Genomic DNA, 23,684 nt, shown 5'->3' with positions numbered 1-23,684 from the left:
TAGCACATCATTGGGCCATCAGCACATCAAAAACCTGTTTGGTGGCAAACCCATCCACCACCAGCCCAGCGTCGGCCTGCCAGGCCCGCAGCGCCTTTTGGCTGATTGGCCCAAACCTGCCATCCACATTGGCTTTATAATAGCCCAGTTGCTTCAGCTTTTGTTGTAGGGCAACCCGTTGATCACGATTGAGAAAGGCGGTATTGCGCGGCCAATCCTGTTCGAACGGCCCCACGCCTTTCAGGCGATCAGTCAGATGCGCCACAGTCAATGCATAGGAATCGGCAAAATTATAGCCTTTAAAAGCCAAATAGTTGCGGCCCATCAAAAATTTCGGCCCATTATGACCAGCGGGCACATAAAGAAACACCGGCTGGTCCAGATCGCCAAACTGGCGCCCCGCCACCCGGCGCACGCCGCGCTCAGCAAAAAAACGCACCGTACGCATCTGATCTCGTCCGGCCAATTGATAATCAAAGCCTTTGGGCAGGCTCACTTCCATGCCCCAATCTTCCCCCGGCACATAACCCAGAGCCAATAACCATCGCGCCGAAGAGGCCAGCGCATCGGCCAAGGAATTGTGAACATCAATCCGGCCATCCCGATCAAAATCCACCGCCAATTGGGCATAGGCAGTGGGCATAATCTGCAAATGCCCCATCGCCCCGGCCCAAGAGCCCTTCTGATCCATCGGCATCTTGCCCGCCTGCATCAGCTTCAGCACCAAAAGCAGCTCTTGTTTATCTGCTTCAACCCGACCGCGCCGCTGATGCACTAGAGAAAACAGTGAGCGCACCACCGGCTTGAAATAGATGTCCTGATCCATGATGGTGCCGTAATTGGTTTCAATCCCCCAGATGGCGGCCAGCACATAAGGATCCACCCCAATTTGCGCCGCCACCCGGTCAAACACGGCCTTGTTGGCGCGATATTTTTCTTGTCCCTGCCGAATTTTGGCAGCGCTGACCCGCTTGTCGATATAGTCCCAGATCGGACGCTCAAATTCGGGCTGGGTCGCCTGCGCCACCTTGATAGTCGGATCCGGCGAAAGGCCATTGGTAATGCGGCGATAAAATTCCCGCGATATCCCCGCTGCCACCGCTTCGCGTTCGAAACTTTTGACAAAATCAGAAAAACTCTGCTGTGGCGCCGCCACGCTGGCCATTGGCCACAGCACCAATGCGATAAAAATCAAAGCGCGCAAAAGCATGAAGGTCCCCTTTCACCCGCTTCAATTATGCCGGACTATTTAGGCAATTTCCGGGCGATCATTGCGGGTCAAAAGATATTTTTCCCACGCATAAGCATTGTTCACAATACCGTTCAGATCATCATATTGCGGTGTCCAGCCCAGCATGGAACGCACCCGGTCCGCCCCGGCCACCACGGCTGCGGGGTCACCGGCCCGTCGCTCCGTTTCCCGTGCGGTAAAATCGACGCCGGTCACCTTCTTTACCGTATCCACCACTTCGCGCACACTATAGCCGCGGCCATAACCACAATTGAGCGTGGTGGAAAGCCCGCCATCACGTAAATAATTGAGCAGCAAGCCGTGCGCCGCCACAAGGTCGCTCACATGGATATAGTCGCGCAAGGCCGTGCCGTCAGGCGTGTCATAGTCGGTGCCAAAAATCTGCATTTCGTCGCGCTGGCCCAGCGCTGCCTGACACGCCACTTTAATCAAGTGTGTGGCGCGCGGCGTGGATTGCCCCAACCGCCCCTTTGGGTCTGCCCCGGCCACATTGAAATAGCGCAATACACCATAACGTATCGGATGCGCCGCCGCCACATCCTGCAGCATCATTTCGCTCATCAGCTTCGAACGGCCATAGGGCGACATGGGGTTCAGCTGAGCATCTTCGAAAACCGGGTCATTCCCAGTCATACCGTAAACAGCCGCCGTGGAGGAAAAGATAAAATGCTCAACGCCGCCACGAGCCGCCGCCTCGATCAGGTTGCGCGTGGTCGTTGTGTTGTTTTGATAATATTTCAGCGGATTTTCCACCGATTCGGGCACCACAATCGAGCCAGCAAAGTGCAAAATGGATTTAATATTGTGAGTTTTAATCAATTCCAACACCAATTCGGTGTCGCCCGCATGGCCTTCCACAAACATGGCCCGATCATCAATGGCCCATTGAAAGCCGGTGATCAGATTGTCCAGCACCACCACTTTTTCGCCCTCATCTGCCAGATGAAGCACCATATGTCCGCCAATATAGCCGGCCCCGCCGGTCACCAACACGCTCATCAATTTGCCCCTTAACTGAATTCTAATCTGTTGCCATCTAACTGGCAAAGGGTTGCGATTAGCTTTAAACGCACCTAACTATGCGTATGATTTTTTGAATAGGGGATCAAATTGGCCAAAAAAGTTCGCACCGCAGTCTTTCCTGTCGCCGGCCTGGGCACCCGCTTCCTGCCCGCCACAAAAGCCATGCCAAAAGAAATGCTGCCGGTGGTCGACAAGCCCCTCATTCAATATGCGGTGGACGAAGCCCGCCAAGCGGGCATTGAACATTTTGTCTTCGTCACGGGCCGCAATAAGGGCGTGATCGAAGACCATTTCGACAAACAGGTGGAATTAGAGATCACCCTTCATCAACGCAACAAGCACGACATGCTCAAAATGCTGGATGAAGGGCTGCCCCGCCCCGGCCAAACCAGCTTTACGCGCCAACAGGAACCGTTGGGCCTGGGTCATGCGGTTTGGTGCGCGCGTGACATTGTGGGCAATGAGCCCTTTGCTCTGCTGTTGCCCGATATGCTGATGCGCGCAGAACCCGGCGTGTTAAGCCAGATGATGCAAAGCTACAACCAGAATGGCGGCAATGTGATTGCCGTGGAAGAAATCGACCCGGAAGAGGTCAGCTCCTATGGCATTGTCGGGCGGGGCGATGGTCCTGATGAAGGGTTTGACATCACCCAGATGGTCGAAAAGCCCGCCAAGGAGGATGCCCCATCCAACCTGATCATTTCCGGCAGATATATATTGCAGCCAGAAATTTTCGAATTGATTTCAACACAGGCCAAAGGCGCAGGGGGCGAAATTCAGATCACCGATGCGATGGTGGCGCTCATGAACAGCCAGAAATTTACCGGCGTAAAATATAAAGGCCAAAGCTTTGACTGCGGTTCAAAAATTGGCTTTTTGACCGCCAATGTGGCCTTTGCGCTTGACCGGCCCGACATTGCTGAGGGTTTTCAACGGGAATTGCTGGCACTCGACATTGCGGAGCTAAAGGGCCCGATCAAGGACGCGTAAATCGCAGCCCGGCTTCGATCGCGTTGGTGCGGCTGCCACCCTCAACACTGTCTTCGCTCAATTCATAGCGATAGCCGGCATAAGCAGAAGCGTAGCTGTTGATGATATAGATGGCTTCCAGCCCAAGCGCGAACTGCCCCGCATGGCGATCACTGCCCTGATAATGTTCGCGCCCAAAATCGGTGCTGAGCTCATACCCCCATCGGTCATTGACCTGTTGGCTGAAGCCAAGGCTCAAACCATCGGTTATTTTATCTGCCTCACCAGATTCAGTCGCCGGGCTGAGTGAGGTGTCTGCACTCACCGTTAGGACGGCGCTATTGCCCAGTTGATAAGTGATTGCTGCGCCATAAGACGTGGTGAGAACCGTATTGAGACCAGGGGCATCATAGGCGCGACGCAACTGCCCAACCGAAACTTCCCCGGTGACCCGATCCTTAAAATTCACGGCAACGCCCAGCCGATTGTCAAATGTCCAACCATCCCGCTTGGCCGAAAGCGTGGCAGATGCTGCATCATAAATCGTGCGCGTAACGTTGGTGTCATAAAACACATTCACGATTGGCGTCAGCTCGCGGCTCACGCGACCACCAACGCTCCAGGCCCAAGCATTCTGATCGCTATTGTCTTGCAGACTGTCATCGTCCAACCTTGTCGGCCCGGTCTGTGTCCGACGCAGCCCCAATCGCCCGTCCAGCGCGGTTTTATTGAATTGATGTGCCAATGATGCATTGGCCCCGAATGTCTGGTTGAGCGGCGCTTCCGAAACCGTGTCGGGCAGGTCGTCGCTGTTCAACCGGGGCAGATTCAACCCATAATCGATGCCGGCATCAACGGATGTGCGACGGGAAAGCTGATAGCTGACGGCGGCGTCTAGATTAAGCGTGCGTACACCGCCACCTTCCTTTTGATATTGATCCAATGTGGCAGAGGCACTGCCCGAAAGGACCCAGTCTTCATCCACCCGCGTTGCGCTGATTTGCGGCACCGCTTCCAGATAGCTTTGTCCAACGCCATCCTTCATCTCATAGCCGCCGCGCAAGCTGAGGCTGGTGGATAAATCAAACGGATAGAGCAAATCCTCCGCAAGTGCCGTCTGGTGGCTCGCCACCGCCCACACCAGCACACTGCCAGCGCATATCAAAAGGCGCCAGCCATCTGACCAACCGGATCTGTGATGTGCAGAACTGCCTGACAAGGCCGTCATGGAAAGGCTCAATCTTGTTCAAATGACATAAAACGCGCCCCTTGATCATGCCCTTTTATGGTTAATGAACGGTTGAAGCCCGAGCAAATCCACACCAAACACATGAATGTAACCTATTAATTTTTATACAAATTCTATCTCTAGCAAAATTTACGCTCCCTTTGGATACGCATTAACAGCTGATTAGCCTTAACGGGTTAGACTGACCGTTAAGTTTGAGACCTAGCGCCCGCATTGGGGTTGCAGTAAGGAGTAGGGTCGCATGGATTTAGCCACAATACTTGGCATCATTGCCGGTGCTGCATTTATCGCGCTGGCCATTTTTCTCGGTGGATCATTCAGCCAGTTTGTCAATGGTCCTTCTATGTTGATCGTTGTGGGCGGCGGTCTTGCCGCCACCTTAATTCGCTTTCCGCTCGGCGGTGTTTTGGGCGCCTTCTCCACAGGTGGCAAAGTCTCCTTCACCCATAAAAAGGTTGATCCGCGCGAGCTCATCGAAAAAATCGCAGAGATGGGCGACATCGTTCGGCGCTCCGGCCCGCTTGGGCTGGAAAATGTTGAGGTCGAGGAACCAAACCTCAAAAAGGGCGCGCAATATATTGCCGATGGCTATGACGCCGCCTTTATCCGCGAAGCGATGGAATTGGAACGCGATCATTATATCAGCCGTCTTTCGGAAGGGCAGCGCGTGTTCAAAAGTTTGGGCGACGCTGCACCAGCCTTTGGTATGATCGGCACCCTGGTCGGCCTGGTGCAAATGTTGGCCAACATGGAAGACCCCTCCGCCATTGGTCCGGCCATGGCGGTCGCACTTTTGACAACGCTATATGGAGCAGTTGTGGCCAACCTGATATGCCTACCAATCGCCGACAAACTGTCTGCCAAGCTGGAAATGGAAGAAATCAACCAGACCCTGATCATTGATGGCATTATGTCAATCCGCGACGGCAAGAGCCCGGCCTTGATCACACAGATGCTCACAGCCTACCTGCCTGAAACCCAGCGTGATCATCTGGAAGAAGCAGCGTAGCGTAATCATCAAAGGGTAAGCTATACCAATGGCGCGAAAGAAAAAAGCAGCAGGCGGGAGCGACATCCCAGAATGGTTGGTCACCTTTGCCGACCTCATGTCCATCCTTGTATGCTTTTTCGTCCTTATTGTGTCTTTTTCCATTCAGGACGAGCTAAAACTGCAAGTGGTGGCAGGCTCGCTTAAGGATGCTTTTGGGGTGATTAAGGTAGAGCGGCGCGCAGGTATTATTGAGCGCGATGGCAACCCCCAGCGTGACTTTATCAAAACGTTGACCCTAGAAGACGATGTCACCCAGACCGAATTTCAGGAACAAGATCATAATGAGCGCAAAAAGCAGGGGCCAGAAGCCAACACCCACGATATTGAGCGGTCAAAGGTAGAAAAACCACGCCAATTTGCATTGGCTACAACAACCTTGCGTCAGGCATGGCAGGAACTGCCGGAAATCACTTTTGTTGCGGACAATTTGTTGATCGAGGAAACTGAGGAAGGGCTCCACATTCAGATTGTGGACCAAGAAGGTCGTGCCATGTTCCCAGAAGGATCCAAATACCCCTATGAAGTCACGCGCAAAGCAATTGAGGTCATGACACCGATCCTGAAAAGCTTACCCAACCAAGTCAAGGTGACCGGCCACGTTGCCTCCGGTGGTATTTATCAAACCCAAACTTATGGCAAATGGGACCTGTCGACTGATCGCGCGAATATTGTGCGCCGCATCATGGAAGAATTTGGCATGCCATCCGAGCGTTTTTACGCAGTCGTCGGCAAAGGCGAAAGCCAACCGCTGTTTCCGAACGACCCTTACCTGTCAGCCAACCAGCGCATCTCGATTTTGCTGATGAAGGAAGAGCCGCCCGTACCCGTTGAGCTGCGCCCATAAATTCAAGAGCAGCTGCCAACGAAGGGCTAGCTGGTCGCCTCGCCAGCCTCAAGCGGCACCACATTCAGCACCACGCCTTGGGCCGAAACCACTTTTACACGGGTTTGGGCCGGCAGGTCGGGCCCTTCCACGCGCCACCAGCTTTCACCCACCTTCATGCGGCCCTTGCCGTTCACAATCGGCTCATCCAGCGTATAGGTATCACCGACAAATTTCTGGCTGCGCTTGTTCAAGAAGGGGCGGTCAGACTTGCCGCCCACACCTTTGAAATAGACGGTCCAGAACGCAACGCCCGCAATCGACAGTACGCCGAATAACAGCCATTGAAACTGCCAGCTCAAAATACCCAGAAAAGCCTGAATACCCACGGCAATCGCCGCCAGCCCAAACCAGACAATCACCCCGCCGGGCACCATCAATTCAACACCGAGCAGCAAAAAGCCACCTACAATCCAAGCCCAGGGACCCAAGTCAGTAAACCAGTTGATCAGATCCATCTAGCTCTCCTTCTTGCCGCCACTCGGCACACGAGAAGAACTGCGTTTTTGCGATGATCCTTCGCCAAACGCTTCTTTGGCAATCTCGGCCACCCCGCCAATTGCGCCAATCACATTGGCCGCCTCCAGTGGCATCATCAGCACTTTCTGGTTGGGCGATTTGGCAATCTGCTCCAGCGCCTTGATATAATTGTTGGCGACAAAATAATTGACCGCTTGCACATCACCGGCCGCGATGGCTTCAGATACCATTTGCGTTGCTTTGGCTTCCGCTTCAGCAGACCGTTCCCGCGCTTCGGCATCGCGGAACGCGGCTTCCTTGCGCCCTTCCGCTTCCAACACTTGTGATTGCTTTTCGCCTTCCGCTTCCAAAATCGCGCTCTGGCGACGGCCCTCACTTTCCAAAATCGTGGCGCGCTTTTCCCGCTCCGCCTTCATCTGTCGGCCCATGGCTTCTACAAGGTCAGCGGGCGGATCAATATCCTTGATCTCAATCCGGGTGGTTTTCACCCCCCAAGGCGACACAGCCTGATCCACCACATGCAACAACCGCGCATTGATTTCATCCCGGTTGGACAATAGCTCGTCCAGATCCATCGAGCCCATCACGGTCCGGATATTGGTCATGGTGAGGTTGAGAATCGCCGTTTCCAACTGGTTCACTTCATAGCTGGCCGCCGCCGCATCCATCACCTGGAAAAAATTCACGCCATTGACTTTGACCGTCGCATTGTCCCGGGTGATCACTTCTTGCGAAGGCACATCCAACACCCGCTCCATCATATTCATCTTGCGACCCACTGCATCAACAAAGGGCACGATGATGTTCAGCCCCGGTGTCAATGTGCGGGTATAGCGGCCAAAGCGCTCCACCGTATAATTATAGCCCTGCGGCACCACTTTCACCCCAGCAACCAGCACCAGAATGATCAGCACCACGGCTGCAATAATGGCTATTGAAAAACCGTCCATAACGCCCACCCTCACCTTTTCTTATTATTTAACAAGATATTTTAATAATGAATATGGGCATTATGCGGGGATTGGCAAGAGAATAAAAGCGATTTATCCGCGTGTGAGTGCAGGCCCTCTATAGCCAGCCTTGCAACTCACGACGCACCACACTTTCAATCACATCCATGCCCGGATCAGTGGCGTTGAGGCAAGGAATATAGGCATATTTTTCGCCACCTGCTTCCATGAACTCTTCTTCGCCTTCCATGGCGATTTCCTCAAGCGTTTCCAAACAATCAACGGAAAAGCCGGGGGTCAAGATTGCCACTTTTTTCACGCCCAGACTGGGGAGTTCTTCAAGCGTTTTGTCCGTATAGGGTTGCAACCACTCTTCCGGCCCGAAGCGCGACTGGAAGGTCACCATCATTTTATCTTCCGCCCAGCCCAGCTTCTCGCGCACCAGTCGCGTGGTTTTAAAACATTGACAGTGATAAGGATCGCCCTTCATCAAATAGCTTTTGGGCACCCCATGATAGGAGGTGATCACCAAATCAGGCTTAAAGTCGAGCTTTTCCAGCCCATCGGTAATCGAGTTGGCGATCGCTTCAATATAGGCAGGGTCTTCAAAATAGGCCGGGGCTGTGCGCACAGCTGGTTGCCAGCGCATGGTCTTGAGATGATCAAACGCCTTGTCATTGGCGGTGGCGGTGGTGCTGGCTGCATATTGCGGATATAACGGCACCAGCAAAATTTTTTCGCACCCCTGGGCTTTCAGCCGATCAATCGCGTCAGGCGTCGACGGATTGCCATAGCGCATGCCATAGTCCACCACGATATTATCTTGCCCTTTGAGGCGTTCACTCAGCTTCTCAACCTGCTCTTTTGCAATCACCCTCAACGGGCTGTCGTCATTTTCCATATCCCAGATCTTGTCATAGGCTGCGCCGGACTTTTTCGGCCGCGTGGTCAACACGATCAGATTGAGAATCGGCCACCAGATGGCACGTGGAATTTCGATCACCCGCCGATCAGACAAAAACTCTTTCAAATAGCGCCGCATGGACCAATAGTCTGTGGCGTCAGGGGTGCCGAGATTGAGCAGCAAAACGCCGATCTTTTTGGGTGGAATTTGTGGATGGTCGGGTGGAAGATGCGAAACCATAATGCCCCTTATGCGCTGAACTGGTGGAGAGCCACAGGGCATCGGGCGCAAAGATTGCGCCATACCTGCCTGATCGATCCCCTACTCAACAATAAGCATATAACGCGAACTGGGTGCAACCGGTTCATAAAAAAGGGCGGCATAAAGCCGCCCTTTCTATTTATTATAGGCCGAACTACTCGGCTTTGGAAATCCGGTCGTCGGTCATAGGTGTATATTCGCCACCCAGCTTGGCAATATAATCTGCCACAACAACCTCAAGGCCTGGGCCATAGTCATAAGCGTTCATGCCTTCGGTTTCGAACACTTTATAGCCGTCGCCACCTGCACGCATGTAATTGTTGGTGGCCACCATATAGGTAGCGCTCTCATCAAGCGGCGCGTAAGACCCGTCATCCTGCATAACTTCAACAGAAACAATGCGTGATCCGGGCTCTGCTTCTGGGTCCCAAGTATATTTCATGCCAGCCACTTGTGGGAACCGGCCAGCACCATCTTCCACTTGGCTCACGCCATTTTCCAACGCCTCGATCACATGTTCGCCTTTCAGCTCAAATGTGGCCAACGTGTTCTGGAACGGCAGCACGGTCAGCACTTCACCCATGGTGATTTCGCCCGCATCAATCGATGCACGCAAGCCACCGCCATTTTGGATGACGATCTGAACACCTTGATCTTTGGTGCGGTCCAACATGGCCTCGGTCACCAACACGCCCATAGAGCAAACTTCAGCACGACAGACATTGCGGTCACCCACAATTTCATCGGTGCTGGCGCCAACCACCTGTGCCTTGATGGCCTCAAGCGGCGCGGCCTTCTCTTCAATCACCGCGAGCATCTCTTTATCTTCAGGCACACGCGCATCCAGCAACCAAGGGGCACCTTCAGCTTCGGTTACATTGCCTTCATCATCCCAGGTCACGCTCAGTTCGCCGAGATATTTTGAATAGGCATAGGCCTGCACAATCGGCACATCCTGGCCGCTTGGGTTCTTGGCCATCGTTGGATATTCATCCAACAAGGTGTGAGAGTGACCACCGACAATCACGTCGATGCCGTCAACGGCCTGGGCAATCGCGATATCGCGATTGATACCGACATGCGAGAGCAATACAATTTTGTTCACGCCATCAGCTTCAAGCTGGGTGACCAGTTTCTTCAACACCTCTTCGGCCTGAATAAATTTGACATTATCACCCGGCGATGATGTTTCCGCTGTGTCTTCGGCCAAAACGCCGATAATCGCGACTTTCTCGCCATCAATTTCTTTCACGATGTGAGAAGGCACTTTGCCTTTGAGCAAAGGCTCATCTGCCAGATTGGCATTGGCAAACAGAACCGGGAAATCAACTGCATCAACAAATTCCGCCAGCTTTTCCGGGCCGTCATCAAACTCGTGGTTGCCCACGGCCATAGCATCAAAGCCGATCATGTTCATCAGCTGCGCGGCCAACGCACCCTTATAGGTGGTGTAGAACAAGGAGCCTTGGAATTGGTCGCCGGCATCCAGCGTCAACACATTAAAGCCCTGACCTTCCAACGCCGAACGACGTGTTTCGATGGCTGTGGCCACGCGCGCCATGCCGCCAAAACATTCGCCCGCAGCATTGTCTTCTGCACCACAATTTGAATCATATTTATTGATTGGCTGAATGCGTGAATGCACATCGTTGATGTGCAGGATTTTCAGCGAAAAGTCCGCAAATGCGGGCGCCGCTATACCGGCCATCGCCATGCCTAGCGTGAACGCCAAAGCCTGTTTTTTCATTTTGAGTACCCTCCAAAGTTTATGATGCCCCGGTTATACGCCAGTCTTCATTGCAGCTTTTTGACAATAGCTGTGCTGGTCGTCGCCGGGGTCCTCCGCATGGGCCGCAATTGCCCTGCCGCCTCATGATGGTGAAAACTCTATGACAGTTTTATGACAGTCGCAACTGAATTTGACCGATTGGAAAAATCAGCTCAATTATCCACCTACGACGACTCATGGCACCTCGGCGACATAGCGATGCTTTTCCTGCGTAAAATAGGCACCCAGATGCCGCATGATCGCGGCCACACGCTTGGCCTTGCGCAATTCGGGATGGGTCAGCACCCAAATCGGCATATAATTTTGCCACCCCAGCACCCTCACATGCTCCAAGCCTGGCTGCGCTTCACCCAGCGCTCGAGGCATCCGGGTGATCCCCACACCAGACCGCACCAATTGCAAAGCCACAATCATATCTTCGGCCCTTGCGGCTACGCGCACCTGCGGACATTTGCGTTGCAAAATTTGGGGCACCGGTTCAGGCCAGGAGTGAAAAGATATAAGCGGAACATCCGCACGCAAATCGCCTTCTGCGAACGGACTTTGTGCCAGCCATGCCGCCGAGGCGTAAAACCCCGCCACTTGATCTGTCAGTTTGCGGCCCCACAAGGTTTCAGGCGGCTCATGTGTCACACGAATAGCCACATCCGCCTCCCGCTGATGCAGATTGAGCAATTGATTATCGCCAACAAACTCAAGCAAAATATTGGGATGTTGCGCCCCGAACTGGGCCAAGCTTTCACTCAGCGCCGCATCAAGAATGGCGGGCGGAATGGTCAAACGGAGCGGCCCGCTCATGCCCTCTTCATGCACCACCAGATGCCGCTCCAGCGCATGAAACTCCGGCTCCACCCTTTTGGCATGGTCCAGTATAATCTGCCCGGCTGTTGTCAGCTTCAGCCCGGCGGGCAAACGCTCAAAAAAGGCGATCTGCGCCATGTCCTCCGCCCGCGCCAGCCGACGTGACACGGTGGCATGCGTCACCCCCAAATGCCGCGCCGCCCCCGCCACGCCGCCATAGCGATCAATCGCCAAGATCAATCGCAACACATCCCAATCTGCGATCAGACTATTATTTTCGTACATGAAATGTACTGAGATAGCGAATTCTGCACAAAGTCAAGCTCTGCTATTTCGGTGAAAACCAAATAAGGAGAGATGAAATGGCACATTACGCTTTGATCACACTGGTCATCAAAGATCAGGAAAAACTGGCGGCCTATTTAAAAGTGGGTGGTCCTGCTGTGGCCAAACATAACGGCAAAGCCATCGCCGGTGGACCTGATGCCCAGCCGCTGCAAACGCCCCATGGCGAAACCAAGGGGGTGGTGTTGCAATTCCCCAGCGCTGAGCATGTGACCGCGTGGCTGAATGATCCGGATCTGGCCGATATCCACGCCCTGCGCAACGAGGCGGCGGACACCACAATCCTCTCGCTGCCGCAATTGGCATAAACTGAAAAAGGGCAGTCCCAGACTGCCCTTCGCCCCATTCATATTCGCGTGATGCTAAACCTTTTCGCCCAGTTCGTCGCGCCATCCATGTCTCGGCGCAAAGCCGACCAATTTCTTTGCCTTGGCGATGGAGTAAAAGGTCTCATATTCACCCATCTCGGCAACAGGAACGCCTTCATAGAACCGGTCGATTAATTCCGGTGTGCTCTCGGCCACCGAATGGTCCTCATTCGCCACATTGAAAACCTCAAAGCCCAGCCCATCAGTTGCCAAACACCGGTCCACCATATGCCCGAGATCACGGGCATCAATATAGGCAAAAAAGTTACGTCGCCGCGTTGCCGGGTCCTTCATATATGCGGGAAAATTCTGCTTATATTCATGCGGCTCGATCACATTATTGATCCGTAGCCCATAAATATCCGCACCGCTGCGCAATTGAAAGCTGCGTGCCGTGACCTCATTCACCACTTTTGACATGGCATAGCTGTCCTCGGGCACCACCGGATGGTCCTCATCCACCGGCAGATAGTCCGGCTTGCGCTCACCATCGGCAAAACACACCCCGTAGGTCGTCTCAGAAGACGCAAAAATGATTTTCTTCACCCCGGCCTTAACCGCCGCATCAATCACATTATATGTGCCGATGGTGTTCACCCGATAACATTCATTGTCAGGGGTCAACAATATCCGCGGCACAGCCGCAAAATGCACCACCGCGTCAAATTTCGGCACGCCGGTGCCTGGGTCCAACTCATCAAAGCCAGCATAGCTTTGCATCACATCAAAAATCTGTCCGGCATCCGTGATGTCCGCCAGCCGGTTGTCCACCCCCGGATGTTCGAGCGGCACGCGATCTACATTCAGCACCCGATGCCCCTGCGCCAGCAAATAGGGCACCACATGTTTGCCCGCTTTACCCGAACCGCCTGTAAATAAAATCCGCATCACTTACCTCCGTTACGCGCGTCCAACCCACACTCTAAAGCGAGTCAACACCATGAAATCGATTGCAGCACCATAGGAGACCATGGCGCTAATGCCAATCCCTGCGCCCACGCTAAGGAGCCTTGCGCAATATTTTTTCCATTGCCTTGCCTTTGGCCAGCTCGTCGATAAGCTTATCCAAATAGCGAATTTCCCGCATGAGGGCGTCCTCGATCTCTTCCACCCGCACGCCACATACGACTCCTTTGATCAAATGCCGATCGGCGTTCAACGCAGGCGCTTCATCGAAAAACTCCTCAAAGTTCACCTCGGCATCAAGGGCATGGGCAAGACCGGTTTCGCTATATCCCGTCAGCCAGCAAATAATCTGATCGACTTCTGCCTTGCTGCGACCCTTGCGCTCTGCCTTTGCCACATAGTGCGGATAAACGCTTTTAAAGCTCATGGAAAAGATTTTGTGTTTGGCCATCTCTTGCCCTACCGCATCTGCTCTGCTTTGCGCGCCGCGGCCAGCAGCCCCTCGCTGATCGCATCGGACAGGTCAGACTCGATCATATTGGTCAGCCCGGCGGCGGTGGTGCCAGCATAATCCACCATCGCTTGCACCTGCTCGGCGGGCGTCGCGGTCTCATCGGCCAAAAACTGACCACTGGCCAAAAACAACTGCCGTACCGCCCGTTCAGCAATCTCCGGCGCAATGCCCTGCTTCACCGCATGATCCACCATGCATTGGGCAAAATAGGCCACAAAGCCTGGCACCGGCCCGGTCATCGCCGTGAAATGATTGAGATGCGATTCTTCTTCCAACTCATCAGTGATCCCCGCAGCACTGAAGATTTTGCGCACTGCTTCCCGATCCTTCGATGTCACCTTGGCGGTTGCCACCCAGGGCGAATAGGCAAGTCCCTTTGCCGCCGCGGGACTGCTCATCGCCCGTACAATGCGGGATGCCCCTGTCGCCTCGGCGATATCCTCTATGGTAATGCCCGCCATCACCGAAATCACCAGCCGGTCGCGTGCATCAATTTTCAATTTTTTAAACTGGGCTGGCGGCACGCTCAAAAAAACAATATCACACGCCGTGACCAGTTTCTGATTGTCGCTGGTCACATACACATTGTCATGGGATGCAAATTCGGGCGCCGCACCACTGCGGTTGGAGATCCACAAATCCAGATCCGCAAATGGCTCCTGCTGCAACAAGGCGGTCGCAAGCGCGCCGCCCAGCGCGCCCGAACCACCAATAAGGCCAATGGTCGTGGTCATCGTCATCTCCTCCCCGGTTTGGGCGATGAGGAACTTTAGCCCCAAAGCGCGCTCATCAGCAGAATGGTGCCAAAGCCAAATACTGTAAAGGCCCCCACCAGCTCAGCGGTGGTGAGCACTTCACCCCAGATTTTGCCGCCCTTTTGCTCTTGCGCGCGCACCAGATCCTTGAAGTAAACCGCAAGACTGGCCAGCACCGACACGGTGATCGCCGTGCCCAGCCCCATTAAGAAGGTGGCCGCAATGCCAGCGGGCAGCAAATCCTGGCTGAGGGCAAAAGCCAGCACCACCAACGCGCCGGAACAGGGCCGCAAGCCCACCGACATCACCAACCCAAGCTGTGCCTTCCAATCGCGCCCCTTAAAAGCGCTGGGCGCAGGCGCGTGGTTGCAATGATCGCAGGTTTCAGGGTCGTGGTCTGGATGACCATGATCATGATCGAGCGCATGTGCGTGATGATGATGGTGATCATGGGCCTTGCCACCAAAGCGCGGGGCCAGCTTGCGCCACACCAGATAAACACCCAGCAGCATCACCAGCGCATAAGAGCCAACCGCCATCCAATGCGCCGCATCAGACATGGCAAAACTGGTCAGCCGCAACAGCCCGGCCGCCACCAGCACAAAGGCCACCGCCACCACAGATTGCATCATCGCCGCCGCAAAGCTGATTACAATGCCTTGCCGCAATTCGCGCTCGCTCGCAACCATGTAAGAAGAAATCACCACCTTGCCGTGCCCCGGCCCGGCAGCGTGGAAAATACCATAGAGAAAGCTCAAACCGCCCAGCGCCCAAAAGCCATTCCAGTCTTCTTTCAAAAACTGCAGCGCTTCTGTCAGCGCCTGATAGAAGGCTTTTTGCTGTGTGTTGATCCAGCCCAGTATGCCTGTGGTCGATCCGCCCATATTCGGCTCTTGTGGCGGCGCTACAAACGGGCTGCCACCGCGGCGCCCGACGTTGGAGGCCGCAGGCGCCGCGTCAGCTTCCTCACCATCACAGCGCACCACCAGCACATTGGCCAAATTTTTCGCCGCTTCCGCCAAATGCGGCGGCAATTGCAGCACGTCTGGCCCAAGGGCAAACAATTCTTCTTCCAATTTCGGATCAATCGGACGCGGCCCATTCACTTCCAAACTGCACCCTTCTGGCGCGCCGACCAACTTTGCCGCATCTTCCTCGGCAAAAGTAAAGGCCACATAATATTCGGGGTCACCCACTTCAATTTCAAAGGCCTGGCGCACGGGCTGCGGCACCGTAAAATCCAGCGTAAAGGAAAGGATCAGATTGGTGCCATCAAACACCATGCGGGCATCGCGTCCGCGCGCAATTTCTGCCGTGCCGCGCCCCTCGCCTGCAAAAGTGTAGTAGCTATATTCGGCCAGCCCGATCATATTGTCGTCCGCCAGCGGCTGCAGCTCTTCAGGCGTCACTTCGCCATCGCCGTTCGTGTCGAGCCCTTGCACCGCCCAGGCGGAATAAAGCGCGTCAAAATTCCAACTTTGCCGCACCCCGGCAATCTCGCCCTGCTCATTGAACAACACATCCACTTGCGCATCGGCAAAAATATGCGGGTGGGCAAGAGCGCTATGCACCAGCACCAGCAAAACAAGGGCAAATGCGCAAAGGGCACGCATCAGGCCGCGCCACATTGATCGAAAATAAGTCATGGACCCCCAACAAATTGTTGCCCTGCTTTTGCCCGGCAAATGCGGCAGAATTCGGTAATAACATTACATATCGTGATTTGCCGTCCGCCGCCAAGGGATAAATCCGAGGCCGAATGCGAGCTAAACTTTTGAAAATATTAAGCCTTTTAAAATGACCTATTAACGATATTCGTGCTGTGCGGTTTCCAGCGGCCCGCCCATGCGCTAAAAATAATCCATGGCGCTAAAATTTGAAAAAACATTGAGCTATCAATTGATGCAGCTGGGGGCCATCGCCCGCCAGGAATCGCTGGCGCCATTGCGCGACAAGGGTCTGCAAATTGGTGATGATGCCGTGCTGTTTTGGCTGGCCGACAGGTCCCGCGTCACCCTGGAGGAGATGCGCGAAGGGCTCAACCTGCCGCCTGAACAATTCAACGCCCTGATCGATCGGCTTGATGGCACACAAATGCTGGAAAGCCAGACCGACGAGATCGACGGCACCATCCATTTATTCCTCTCTGTCACCGGGCTTGAGCTGCTCAGTCAGATCCACTCGCGGCTAAAGGCGCTCGATAAGGATTTCACTGCGGAGCTAAGTGACCACAAAGCCAAAAAGCTGAAAAAACTGCTCGCCAAAATCAACGATCTGTTTTGACAAGTGCCGTAACATTTGGTTCTCTCAAACTCCAATTGGAGAGCGCCTATGTTGTCTACGCCCCTTTACATTCTTGATTTGCTCGGCGTAGCGGTTTTTGCCACCACCGGTGCCCTCGTCGCCTCGCGCAAACAAATGGATCTGATCGGCTTTGCGCTGCTGGCCACCCTCACCGGCGTGGGCGGCGGCACCTTGCGGGACCTCATTTTGGGACGCACCGTCTTTTGGACCGTGGACCAAACCTATCTGGTCACCTGCTTTGCCATCGCCATCATCGCCTTTTTCGCCTCGCACCTGATCCAACGCCGCTATATCGCCTTGCTCTGGCTCGATGCGATGGGCTTGGCGGCCTATGGGGTGATGGGCGCCCATATCGCCACCCAAAATGGCGCCGGTTTTTTCGTGGCCGCCGCCATGGGCGTGATGACCGCCACCTTTGGCGGCATGATCCGCGATGTGGTGAGCGACGAAAATGTGCTGATCCTGCAAGAAGAGCTTTACGCCACTGCGGCCCTGATTGCCGCTTTCGCCTATCTGGGCCTCACCTATCTGGGCGTGCCGCCGCTCTATGCCGCCAGCGCCGGCACCGCCCTCGGCCTGATCGCCCGCGGCGGCGCCATCATCTGGCAGTGGCAATTGCCGCGCTATAAGCCACGCGAGGGGCGGGAATATTGAACTGGATCGAGCCAACTGCGCTCTACCATGCCAGCGAAACACCGCATATAGACTGCTTTCAGCCGCGCCCGGCCAATGATGGCACCGACAAAGTGTGGGCCATTCTGGGCAAAAGGCTGCAAAACTATTTGTTTCCACGCGACTGTCCGCGCATTTGCCTGTGGGCCAACAGCGCCACCACCGCGCAGGACAAGGCCTTGCTGGATGGCGCTGAAACCCACATCACCATTGAAGAGAAATGGCGCGACATTTGCGCCCGCACGCCGCTCTATATTTATCAGTTCGCGCCAAAGGATTTCAAAGTGCAAGATGAAAATGCGGGCTACATGACCAGCCGGACAGCACAGCGCCCCTTGCAGATGTATGAACTGAAACCAGACGAACTTGATTTTAACAGACTAAACACGAAGCTCAGCACCACATCTCAGCTTTTGCCCCTGCGCGATAAGGTACTGGGTACAAGTCTGGCCTATTCCATGATCCGGCTGCGCAACGCAGCTCCTATTCAATCGATGCCGCTTTGATAATCACATAAATATCTGTACCCGGCGCCAGCACCAAATCGGCCACGGTTTTGGCCATCACGCGCGCCCTTATTTGCGCCTCACCGACACGCACAAACACATCGGTGGTGGCAGGGTCAATCGCCTCGAGCCGCTGAATGGTGCCTGCCAATTGGTTACGGGCGCTGATCCCTTCAAGCCGGGTTTTGGCCAGCATCACGTCTCGCGCCCAGATATTGAGCTGCACCAGCCGACCGATGGTGAGGCCGCGATCAGCCACCTCTAGCATCTGGCCGCCAATATTGACTCGTGCCAACCTATAATGCTCATCCAGCGCCGCCACATGGCCCTTCACGCGGCTCAATAAATGCGCGTCGGTGCGCAGGGCCAGAATTTCCTGCGTCGGCCCGTGGGTCACAATGCGCCCCCGCTCGATGACCGCAATCTGATCGGCCAGTCGTGCCGCCTCCTCCATCGCGTGGGTAACGTAAAGGACCGGCACCTCAAGATCGGCAAACACATCCCGTAAGAAAATCATCATCGCTTCGCGCCGCTTCGGGTCCAGCGCCGACAGGGGCTCATCCAGCAGCAACGCCCGCGGTCGACCAAAAAGTGCGCGCGCGAGCATCACCCGTTGTTTTTCCCCGCCCGACAAGTCGCGCGGCGGCCGGGCCAGCAAATCAGCGATTCCCAATCGGTGCACCAGGGGCATATGCATGCCCTTGCGCCCCAGCCGAATGTTTTCTTCCACCGTTAAATGATCAAGCAGCCGCGGTTCCTGAAACACCATCGCCAAATGTCGTTTGTGCGGCGCATTGGCCTTGCCGCGTCCTGCAAAAATGTTACCGTCCAACTCAATCTGACCGCCGCTCGGTTCCAAACCGGCAATCGCCCGCAACAAAGAGGTCTTGCCCGCACCGGACGGCCCGACCAGCGCTGTCACTCCGCCCGCCATTTTGAATTGAAAATCGAATTGCCGCGCCCCACGCTCAAATTGCAAGTCAATCTTAAACATGGCGCACCGCCCGCCGCCCGGTCAGCCGTTTTTCAAGCCATGACAGCAAAAATTCTGAGCCCCAGATCGCCAACCCGGAAATGGCCAGCGAAGCCACGCACAGCCACACCACCAGATCGCCCTGATCAAAGGCCTGCAATGCCGCATGAATGGCCAGCGAAATGGTCTGGGTCTCGCCCGGAATATTGGCGACAAACGTGATGGTGGCGCCAAATTCGCCCATTGCTTTGGCAAAACCCAAAACGCCCCCGGCCACCACACCGGGCAGGGCGCTCGGTGCGTAAAGCATTTTAAAACGTTGCCAGGGCGTCAGGCCCGCGACCGCCAGTGCTTCGTCCAAGTCTCTTGACACATGTTCAAAACTCAACCGGATTGGCCGCACAATTAGCGGCAATGCCACCAACCCTGCGGCCAGCGCCGCCCCCGCGGCGTTAAAGGCAAAGCTGATGCCCAACGGCGCCAACAGACCGCCAATCATCCCCTTGGGCCCAAACAGATAGAGCAGCACCAGCCCGGTCACCACCGGCGGCATCACCAAAGGCATCATCACCACAACGGATAAAAGCCGACGCCCCCAAAAACACTTGGTGGCCAGCACATAGCCGAGCACAAAGCCAAGCGGCAGCGCCCACAACAGCGCGAAAAACGCCACTTTGAGCGATAAGCCGATAATGGTGAGAAAAGCAGTCACTGCGCGCGCTCAATCGGTTGAAACCCATAGTCACGCAGCAGCTTATGACCTTCGGCGCTATTCATAAAGGCCAAAAACGCCTCAACCGCAGGATCATTCTCGCGCAACCGCACCGCCCAATAGCGAACCGGCGGGTGCATGTCGGCGGGAAATTCATAAGCAATAGACATGTCCAATGCCTTCGCATCGGAGCCATAGATCACGCCATAGGGCGCCGCGCCGCTTTGCACAAACCGCGCTGCCCCACGCACATTCTGCGCCGCCGCTAAACGATTTGTCAGCGCTGCCCAAAGCCCCAGATGTTGCAAAGCGGCTTTGGCATAAAGCCCGGCAGGCACATGACGCGGATCTGCGAGCGCTAGCCTTTGATCCCCAAGCACTTGCGGCAGCGCCGCTATGTCAACTGGGCCGGGCTGATGCCCCACGAGCACCAACCTATTGCCGAATAAAGGCAACAGATCGCGCTGACCCGCGACCCGTTGCGCCCACTGTTCATTGGCCGAAATATACAGACTTGCCGGCGCCCCGGCACGAATTTGGCGGGCAAGGGTCGACGAGCCGCCCGCCACAATTTTCACATCAAGCTGCGCCGCTGCTTTCACCTCTTGCGCCAAATCCACCAGGCTGGAGGCGACAAAAATGCGGGTTTCAGCCCATGCCGATCCCGCATAAAACAGCGCGGCCAGCAAAAGAGCACAAAAGCGAATGGCGCGCCCGATCATGCAGTTTCGGTCAACCGCGCCGCTGTGGCGGCCAAATTTCGAATATGATCGAAATCACCCGCTTCAATCACATCGCCAGGCACCACCCAGGAGCCGCCGACACAAATTACATTTGGCAGGGCCAGATACTCCCGTGCATTTTGCACGCTCACACCACCTGTCGGACAGAATTTCAGATCCGGCAACGGGGAAGCGAAGCTCTTCAAAAGTTTCGCACCGCCCACGGCTTCAGCCGGGAACAATTTTAGCCGCTGATAGCCCATCTCTGCCGCCGCCATGGCTTCGGTCGCTGTGCTGATGCCAGGCAATAGCGGCACGTCAAAACTTTTTGCATCTTCAAGCAATTGGCGCGGCGCGCCGGGCGACACCATAAATTGGGCGCCCGCCTCGATGCTCTTTTCGATATCGGCCTTGGTGCGCACTGTACCTGTGCCCACAAAGGCGCCCTCAACGGTCGCCATTTTTTCAACGACTTTAAGGGCATTCGGTGTCCGCAAGGTCACCTCCAGCGCGGGCAGCCCACCCGCCACAAGCGCTTCCGCCAAAGGAATCGCCGCCTCCACATCATCCAGAATAATTACGGGAATAACCGGGGCTGCGCCCATAATTTCGTCGAGTTTTGCAATGTTTTGCGCCATATGATCGGGACCTCATCGGGCTAAGTAAAAAGGGACATGACGCGCCCTATGCGCGCACCCCCTTCGATTAGCACAAACCAAAGATTGAAATACACCTCAAAAATACCTAAGTTCCACCCAACTTTCCTTCTGAAAGGGCGAAAGATGGTACAATTGATCAACGCGTTGACCCCCATGGATGAAGCGCGTGCAATTTTAAGCAAAGAATATGATCTCAAATTCACCAAGGCGGTGGAAAAGGAAACGGCGGACATTTACGAACATGTCAAAGACCGTATCCCAGAGATCGAATGGCAGTTCTATGCGCCGCTGATCCGGGAGATTAACCGGCTGAAGCGCGAGAAAGATGCCGTGATTCTGGCGCACAATTATCAAACCCCGCAAATCTTCCATGGCGTAGCTGATTTTGTAGGCGACAGTTTGCAACTGGCCATCGAGGCAACAAAGGTTCAACAGCAAACCATCATTCAGTGCGGTGTGCACTTTATGGCGGAAACCTCAAAGCTGCTAAACCCGGAAAAAACCGTTCTGATTCCGGATAGCCGCGCCGGCTGTTCACTCGCTTCGTCCATTACACCGGAAGATGTGATGGCCATGCGTGCGCAATATCCAGGTGTGCCCGTCGTCACCTATGTGAACACCTCCGCTGCGGTGAAAGCTGTGACCGATATTTGCTGCACCTCCTCTAATGCGCTCGACATTGTTGAGGGGCTGGACAGCGACACGGTGATGATGATTCCCGATCAATATCTGGCGCAAAACACCGCCAAAAAGACCAAGAAGAAAATCATCACCTGGGCTGGCGCGTGCGAAGTGCACGAAACCTTCACCGCCAAAGACATCGAAGAGCTGCGTCAGGCCTATCCAACGGCCAAAATCATCGCGCACCCCGAGTGCCCGACCGAAGTGATCGACGCGTGCGATTTCTCCGGCTCCACATCCGGCATGATCAACTGGGTCAAAACCGAGCGCCCTGCCAATGTGGTGATGGTGACCGAATGCTCCATGTCGGACAATGTGGCCGCCGAAACCCCCGGCGTGCAGTTCCTTAAAGGCTGCAACATCTGCCCGCACATGAAGCGCATCAATCTGGAAAATGTGCTCTGGTCCTTGCACACCGGCACGGAAGAAGTGACCGTTGATCCCGAAATCGCGGAAAAAGCCCGCGGCGCGGTCGAGCGCATGATCAATTTTGGCAAAGACAAACAAGCCACCAAGAAATAGATCAGCACGGTCTGAGTTGAAAAGCCGGGGCATTGGACCCGGCTTTTTTCGTTGCGCCCCTTAACCTTTTGCATTTGGCTTTTCGCTAGGCTGGGCGAAATTTACAAAAGGACCGGCCATGATTGTAATTCGTCGCATCAAATCTCTTTTCCCAATCGGGGCACTTTTCCTGCTGCTTGCCGCCATGGTGCCCCAGCATAGCTTTGCCGGCACCGATTTCGAGGTGGAAGGCAATATTGTGCATATGGATTATGAGATCACCTCACGTACCTATAGCCAGTTTGTGCGCCTGCATCAGCAAAACCCGCAAGTGGACACGATCCTGATGCATGTCATCGATGGCTCGACTGACGATGATATGATGATCAAGCTGGGCTATTATTTGCGCAAGCACCGGTTTAAAACCATGCTGCATTCTGAATCCGAGATTTATTCGGGCGGTGTTGATCTGTTTCTGGCCGGGGTTGAACGCACCATGGAGCGCGGCGCGATTATTGGCGTGCATTCTTGGTCCGATGGGGAACGAGACGGCGCCGAATTTCCGCGCTCTTCAGGGGAGCACGCCAAATATACCAGATATGCGCACACCATGCTGGGGAGCGATCAGTTTTACTGGTTCACGCTGGAGGCTGCCCCGGCGGACGATATCCACATTATGTCTGAAAGTGAAATCCGCAAATATCGCCTGCTTACCAAGCCCATCGGATCACATTAGGCAAAAGTGCCCCGCATGATCGGCGGGGCACTGATTTGGTCCGCGATTACTCTGCCTTGGGCGGCCCATCGGGCCAGAATTCCGGGTCCCAGGTCACCTCAACCCCATAAAAAGGTACGGTAGAAATTGCCATTTTGGCGGAGCCATCGGTCACCTGCCGCGAGTGCGACAAATAGATCATGGTGTTGTTGGCCGCATCATACACCCGGTTCACCACAAGCTTCTTCCAAAGGAAGGAGCGCCCATGCTTGAACACTTCCTCACCGTCCTGATCCAGCTCGATATCACCGATCACTATCGGACCGGTAGCCCGGCATGCAATGGAAGAGTTTGAGGGGTCTTCAAACCAATTGCCCTTGGTCAACCGGTCAATCATGCCGCGATCAAAATAGGCCAAGTGGCAAGTGATCCCGTCCACTTCCAGATCGTGCACGGCCTCGACCACAATGTCATTGCCCACCCAGTCGACGCCAATTCGTCCCGCCTCTTCCGCCAGCGCAGATGTCGCCATCAGCCCCAAAGCGGCCACGACCGCCGCAAAAAATCGCTTCATGTCACACTCCATTCAATTCATACCCCTCATAAATGGGAATCATGGCCTATATTGCAACCCACGGCCTCAACTGGGCCGCCTTAGAACTCTATCCCCCACCGTCCTGATAAGACGAGGCAAAACCTCTTATGCCAGACTTTCCAAATGTCTAGGCGAGAGCATTTT

The 23,684-nt window shown here is 54.8% G+C and carries 25 protein-coding genes and 1 pseudogene; 9 read left to right on the top strand and 17 right to left on the bottom strand.

Features of this window, described 5'->3' with window-relative positions; all coding sequences use genetic code 11:
* Positions 1-7: 7 nt before the first annotated feature.
* Both L1I42_RS13915 and galE read right to left on the bottom strand, forming a co-directional pair.
* Positions 8-1,210 carry a lytic murein transglycosylase gene (locus L1I42_RS13915; protein WP_236115275.1) on the bottom strand — a complete coding sequence of 401 codons (1,203 nt, stop codon included), beginning with the start codon at positions 1,208-1,210 and terminating at the stop codon, positions 8-10.
* Positions 1,211-1,249: 39 nt separating this feature from the next.
* Positions 1,250-2,251 (bottom strand): UDP-glucose 4-epimerase GalE, encoded by a 1,002-nt coding sequence (gene galE, locus L1I42_RS13910; protein WP_236115274.1) that lies wholly within the window; start codon positions 2,249-2,251, stop codon positions 1,250-1,252.
* Between the two features lie 105 nt (positions 2,252-2,356).
* Here galE and galU point away from each other — a divergent pair, with 105 nt between their 5' ends.
* Positions 2,357-3,265 (top strand): UTP--glucose-1-phosphate uridylyltransferase GalU, encoded by a 909-nt coding sequence (galU, locus tag L1I42_RS13905; protein ID WP_236115512.1) that lies wholly within the window; start codon positions 2,357-2,359, stop codon positions 3,263-3,265.
* Here galU and L1I42_RS13900 read toward each other — a convergent pair.
* Positions 3,252-4,472 carry an outer membrane beta-barrel protein gene (locus tag L1I42_RS13900; protein WP_236115273.1) on the bottom strand — a complete coding sequence of 407 codons (1,221 nt, stop codon included), beginning with the start codon at positions 4,470-4,472 and terminating at the stop codon, positions 3,252-3,254. The genes galU and L1I42_RS13900 overlap by 14 nt on opposite strands.
* A 262-nt stretch (positions 4,473-4,734) precedes the next feature.
* On the opposite strand from L1I42_RS13900, the gene L1I42_RS13895 reads away from it, so the two are divergent.
* Positions 4,735-5,502, top strand: coding sequence for a motility protein A (locus L1I42_RS13895; RefSeq protein ID WP_236115272.1), 768 nt, complete (start codon positions 4,735-4,737; stop codon positions 5,500-5,502).
* Positions 5,503-5,530: 28 nt separating this feature from the next.
* Positions 5,531-6,388 carry an OmpA/MotB family protein gene (locus L1I42_RS13890; protein WP_236115271.1) on the top strand — a complete coding sequence of 286 codons (858 nt, stop codon included), beginning with the start codon at positions 5,531-5,533 and terminating at the stop codon, positions 6,386-6,388.
* 26 nt (positions 6,389-6,414) lie between these two features.
* Here the strand turns inward: L1I42_RS13890 and L1I42_RS13885 are convergent, their stop codons facing one another.
* The 5 genes from L1I42_RS13885 to L1I42_RS13865 form a co-directional block, all read right to left on the bottom strand.
* Complete coding sequence (locus L1I42_RS13885) at positions 6,415-6,885, bottom strand: NfeD family protein (protein WP_236115270.1); 471 nt, start codon at positions 6,883-6,885, stop codon at positions 6,415-6,417.
* Positions 6,886-7,857 (bottom strand): SPFH domain-containing protein, encoded by a 972-nt coding sequence (locus tag L1I42_RS13880; RefSeq protein ID WP_236115269.1) that lies wholly within the window; start codon positions 7,855-7,857, stop codon positions 6,886-6,888.
* Between the two features lie 118 nt (positions 7,858-7,975).
* Positions 7,976-9,001 (bottom strand): ferrochelatase, encoded by a 1,026-nt coding sequence (hemH, locus tag L1I42_RS13875; protein WP_236115268.1) that lies wholly within the window; start codon positions 8,999-9,001, stop codon positions 7,976-7,978.
* 175 nt (positions 9,002-9,176) lie between these two features.
* Complete coding sequence (locus L1I42_RS13870) at positions 9,177-10,769, bottom strand: bifunctional metallophosphatase/5'-nucleotidase (RefSeq protein WP_236115267.1); 1,593 nt, start codon at positions 10,767-10,769, stop codon at positions 9,177-9,179.
* Between the two features lie 216 nt (positions 10,770-10,985).
* On the bottom strand, positions 10,986-11,897 hold the full coding sequence (locus L1I42_RS13865; RefSeq protein ID WP_236115266.1) for a LysR family transcriptional regulator: 912 nt from the start codon (positions 11,895-11,897) through the stop codon (positions 10,986-10,988).
* Positions 11,898-11,974: 77 nt separating this feature from the next.
* On the opposite strand from L1I42_RS13865, the gene L1I42_RS13860 reads away from it, so the two are divergent.
* The gene (locus L1I42_RS13860) at positions 11,975-12,265 is read left to right on the top strand and encodes a DUF1330 domain-containing protein (protein ID WP_236115265.1); all 291 of its coding nucleotides are present in this window, start codon (positions 11,975-11,977) and stop codon (positions 12,263-12,265) included.
* 54 nt (positions 12,266-12,319) lie between these two features.
* Here L1I42_RS13860 and L1I42_RS13855 read toward each other — a convergent pair whose 3' ends face one another.
* The 4 genes from L1I42_RS13855 to L1I42_RS13840 all read right to left on the bottom strand — a co-directional run bounded on the left by L1I42_RS13855 (position 12,320) and on the right by L1I42_RS13840 (position 16,146).
* On the bottom strand, positions 12,320-13,213 hold the full coding sequence (locus L1I42_RS13855) for an NAD-dependent epimerase/dehydratase family protein (RefSeq protein WP_236115264.1): 894 nt from the start codon (positions 13,211-13,213) through the stop codon (positions 12,320-12,322).
* Between the two features lie 112 nt (positions 13,214-13,325).
* Positions 13,326-13,682, bottom strand: coding sequence for a DUF2200 domain-containing protein (locus tag L1I42_RS13850; RefSeq protein ID WP_236115263.1), 357 nt, complete (start codon positions 13,680-13,682; stop codon positions 13,326-13,328).
* Between the two features lie 8 nt (positions 13,683-13,690).
* A complete protein-coding gene (locus L1I42_RS13845; RefSeq protein WP_236115262.1) occupies positions 13,691-14,479 on the bottom strand; it encodes a pyrroline-5-carboxylate reductase family protein in 789 nt (262 codons plus the stop codon).
* 35 nt (positions 14,480-14,514) lie between these two features.
* A complete protein-coding gene (locus L1I42_RS13840; protein WP_236115261.1) occupies positions 14,515-16,146 on the bottom strand; it encodes a HoxN/HupN/NixA family nickel/cobalt transporter in 1,632 nt (543 codons plus the stop codon).
* A 217-nt stretch (positions 16,147-16,363) separates the two neighbouring features.
* On the opposite strand from L1I42_RS13840, the gene L1I42_RS13835 reads away from it, so the two are divergent.
* Genes L1I42_RS13835 through L1I42_RS13825 form a run of 3 tightly spaced genes read left to right on the top strand, consistent with a single transcriptional unit; the run spans position 16,364 to position 17,982 of the window.
* A complete protein-coding gene (locus L1I42_RS13835) occupies positions 16,364-16,783 on the top strand; it encodes a winged helix DNA-binding protein (RefSeq protein ID WP_236115260.1) in 420 nt (139 codons plus the stop codon).
* Between the two features lie 48 nt (positions 16,784-16,831).
* A complete protein-coding gene (locus L1I42_RS13830; protein ID WP_236115259.1) occupies positions 16,832-17,458 on the top strand; it encodes a trimeric intracellular cation channel family protein in 627 nt (208 codons plus the stop codon).
* Positions 17,455-17,982: a DUF6886 family protein gene (locus tag L1I42_RS13825; RefSeq protein ID WP_236115258.1), complete on the top strand. Its 528-nt coding sequence runs from the start codon at positions 17,455-17,457 to the stop codon at positions 17,980-17,982. Before L1I42_RS13830 ends, L1I42_RS13825 begins: the two co-directional genes overlap by 4 nt.
* On the opposite strand, the pseudogene L1I42_RS13820 reads toward L1I42_RS13825, so the two are convergent.
* The 4 genes and pseudogenes from L1I42_RS13820 to eda form a co-directional block, all read right to left on the bottom strand.
* A pseudogene (locus tag L1I42_RS13820) lies at positions 17,960-18,910 on the bottom strand (molybdenum ABC transporter ATP-binding protein); the annotation flags it as partial. The gene L1I42_RS13825 and the pseudogene L1I42_RS13820 overlap by 23 nt on opposite strands.
* 58 nt (positions 18,911-18,968) lie before the next feature.
* Entirely contained in the window at positions 18,969-19,667 is a 699-nt protein-coding gene (locus tag L1I42_RS13815; protein ID WP_236115256.1) for an ABC transporter permease subunit, read from the bottom strand.
* Complete coding sequence (modA, locus tag L1I42_RS13810; protein WP_236115255.1) at positions 19,664-20,389, bottom strand: molybdate ABC transporter substrate-binding protein; 726 nt, start codon at positions 20,387-20,389, stop codon at positions 19,664-19,666. The genes L1I42_RS13815 and modA overlap by 4 nt, the downstream gene beginning before the upstream one ends.
* Positions 20,386-21,027 (bottom strand): bifunctional 4-hydroxy-2-oxoglutarate aldolase/2-dehydro-3-deoxy-phosphogluconate aldolase, encoded by a 642-nt coding sequence (gene eda, locus L1I42_RS13805; protein ID WP_236115254.1) that lies wholly within the window; start codon positions 21,025-21,027, stop codon positions 20,386-20,388. The genes modA and eda overlap by 4 nt, the downstream gene beginning before the upstream one ends.
* 144 nt (positions 21,028-21,171) lie before the next feature.
* On the opposite strand from eda, the gene nadA reads away from it, so the two are divergent.
* Positions 21,172-22,251, top strand: coding sequence for a quinolinate synthase NadA (nadA, locus tag L1I42_RS13800; protein WP_439651505.1), 1,080 nt, complete (start codon positions 21,172-21,174; stop codon positions 22,249-22,251).
* Between the two features lie 118 nt (positions 22,252-22,369).
* A complete protein-coding gene (locus L1I42_RS13795) occupies positions 22,370-22,966 on the top strand; it encodes a COG3904 family protein (protein ID WP_236115253.1) in 597 nt (198 codons plus the stop codon).
* A gap of 46 nt (positions 22,967-23,012) precedes the next feature.
* Here L1I42_RS13795 and L1I42_RS13790 read toward each other — a convergent pair whose 3' ends face one another.
* Positions 23,013-23,519 (bottom strand): CreA family protein, encoded by a 507-nt coding sequence (locus tag L1I42_RS13790; protein WP_236115252.1) that lies wholly within the window; start codon positions 23,517-23,519, stop codon positions 23,013-23,015.
* Positions 23,520-23,684 lie beyond the last annotated feature (165 nt).

Source organism: Maritalea mediterranea, from assembly GCF_021568695.1.
GTDB lineage: Bacteria > Pseudomonadota > Alphaproteobacteria > Rhizobiales > Devosiaceae > Maritalea > Maritalea mediterranea.
Note: the sequence above shows the minus strand (reverse complement) of the source record. Positions and strands in the feature narration are given on the sequence as shown.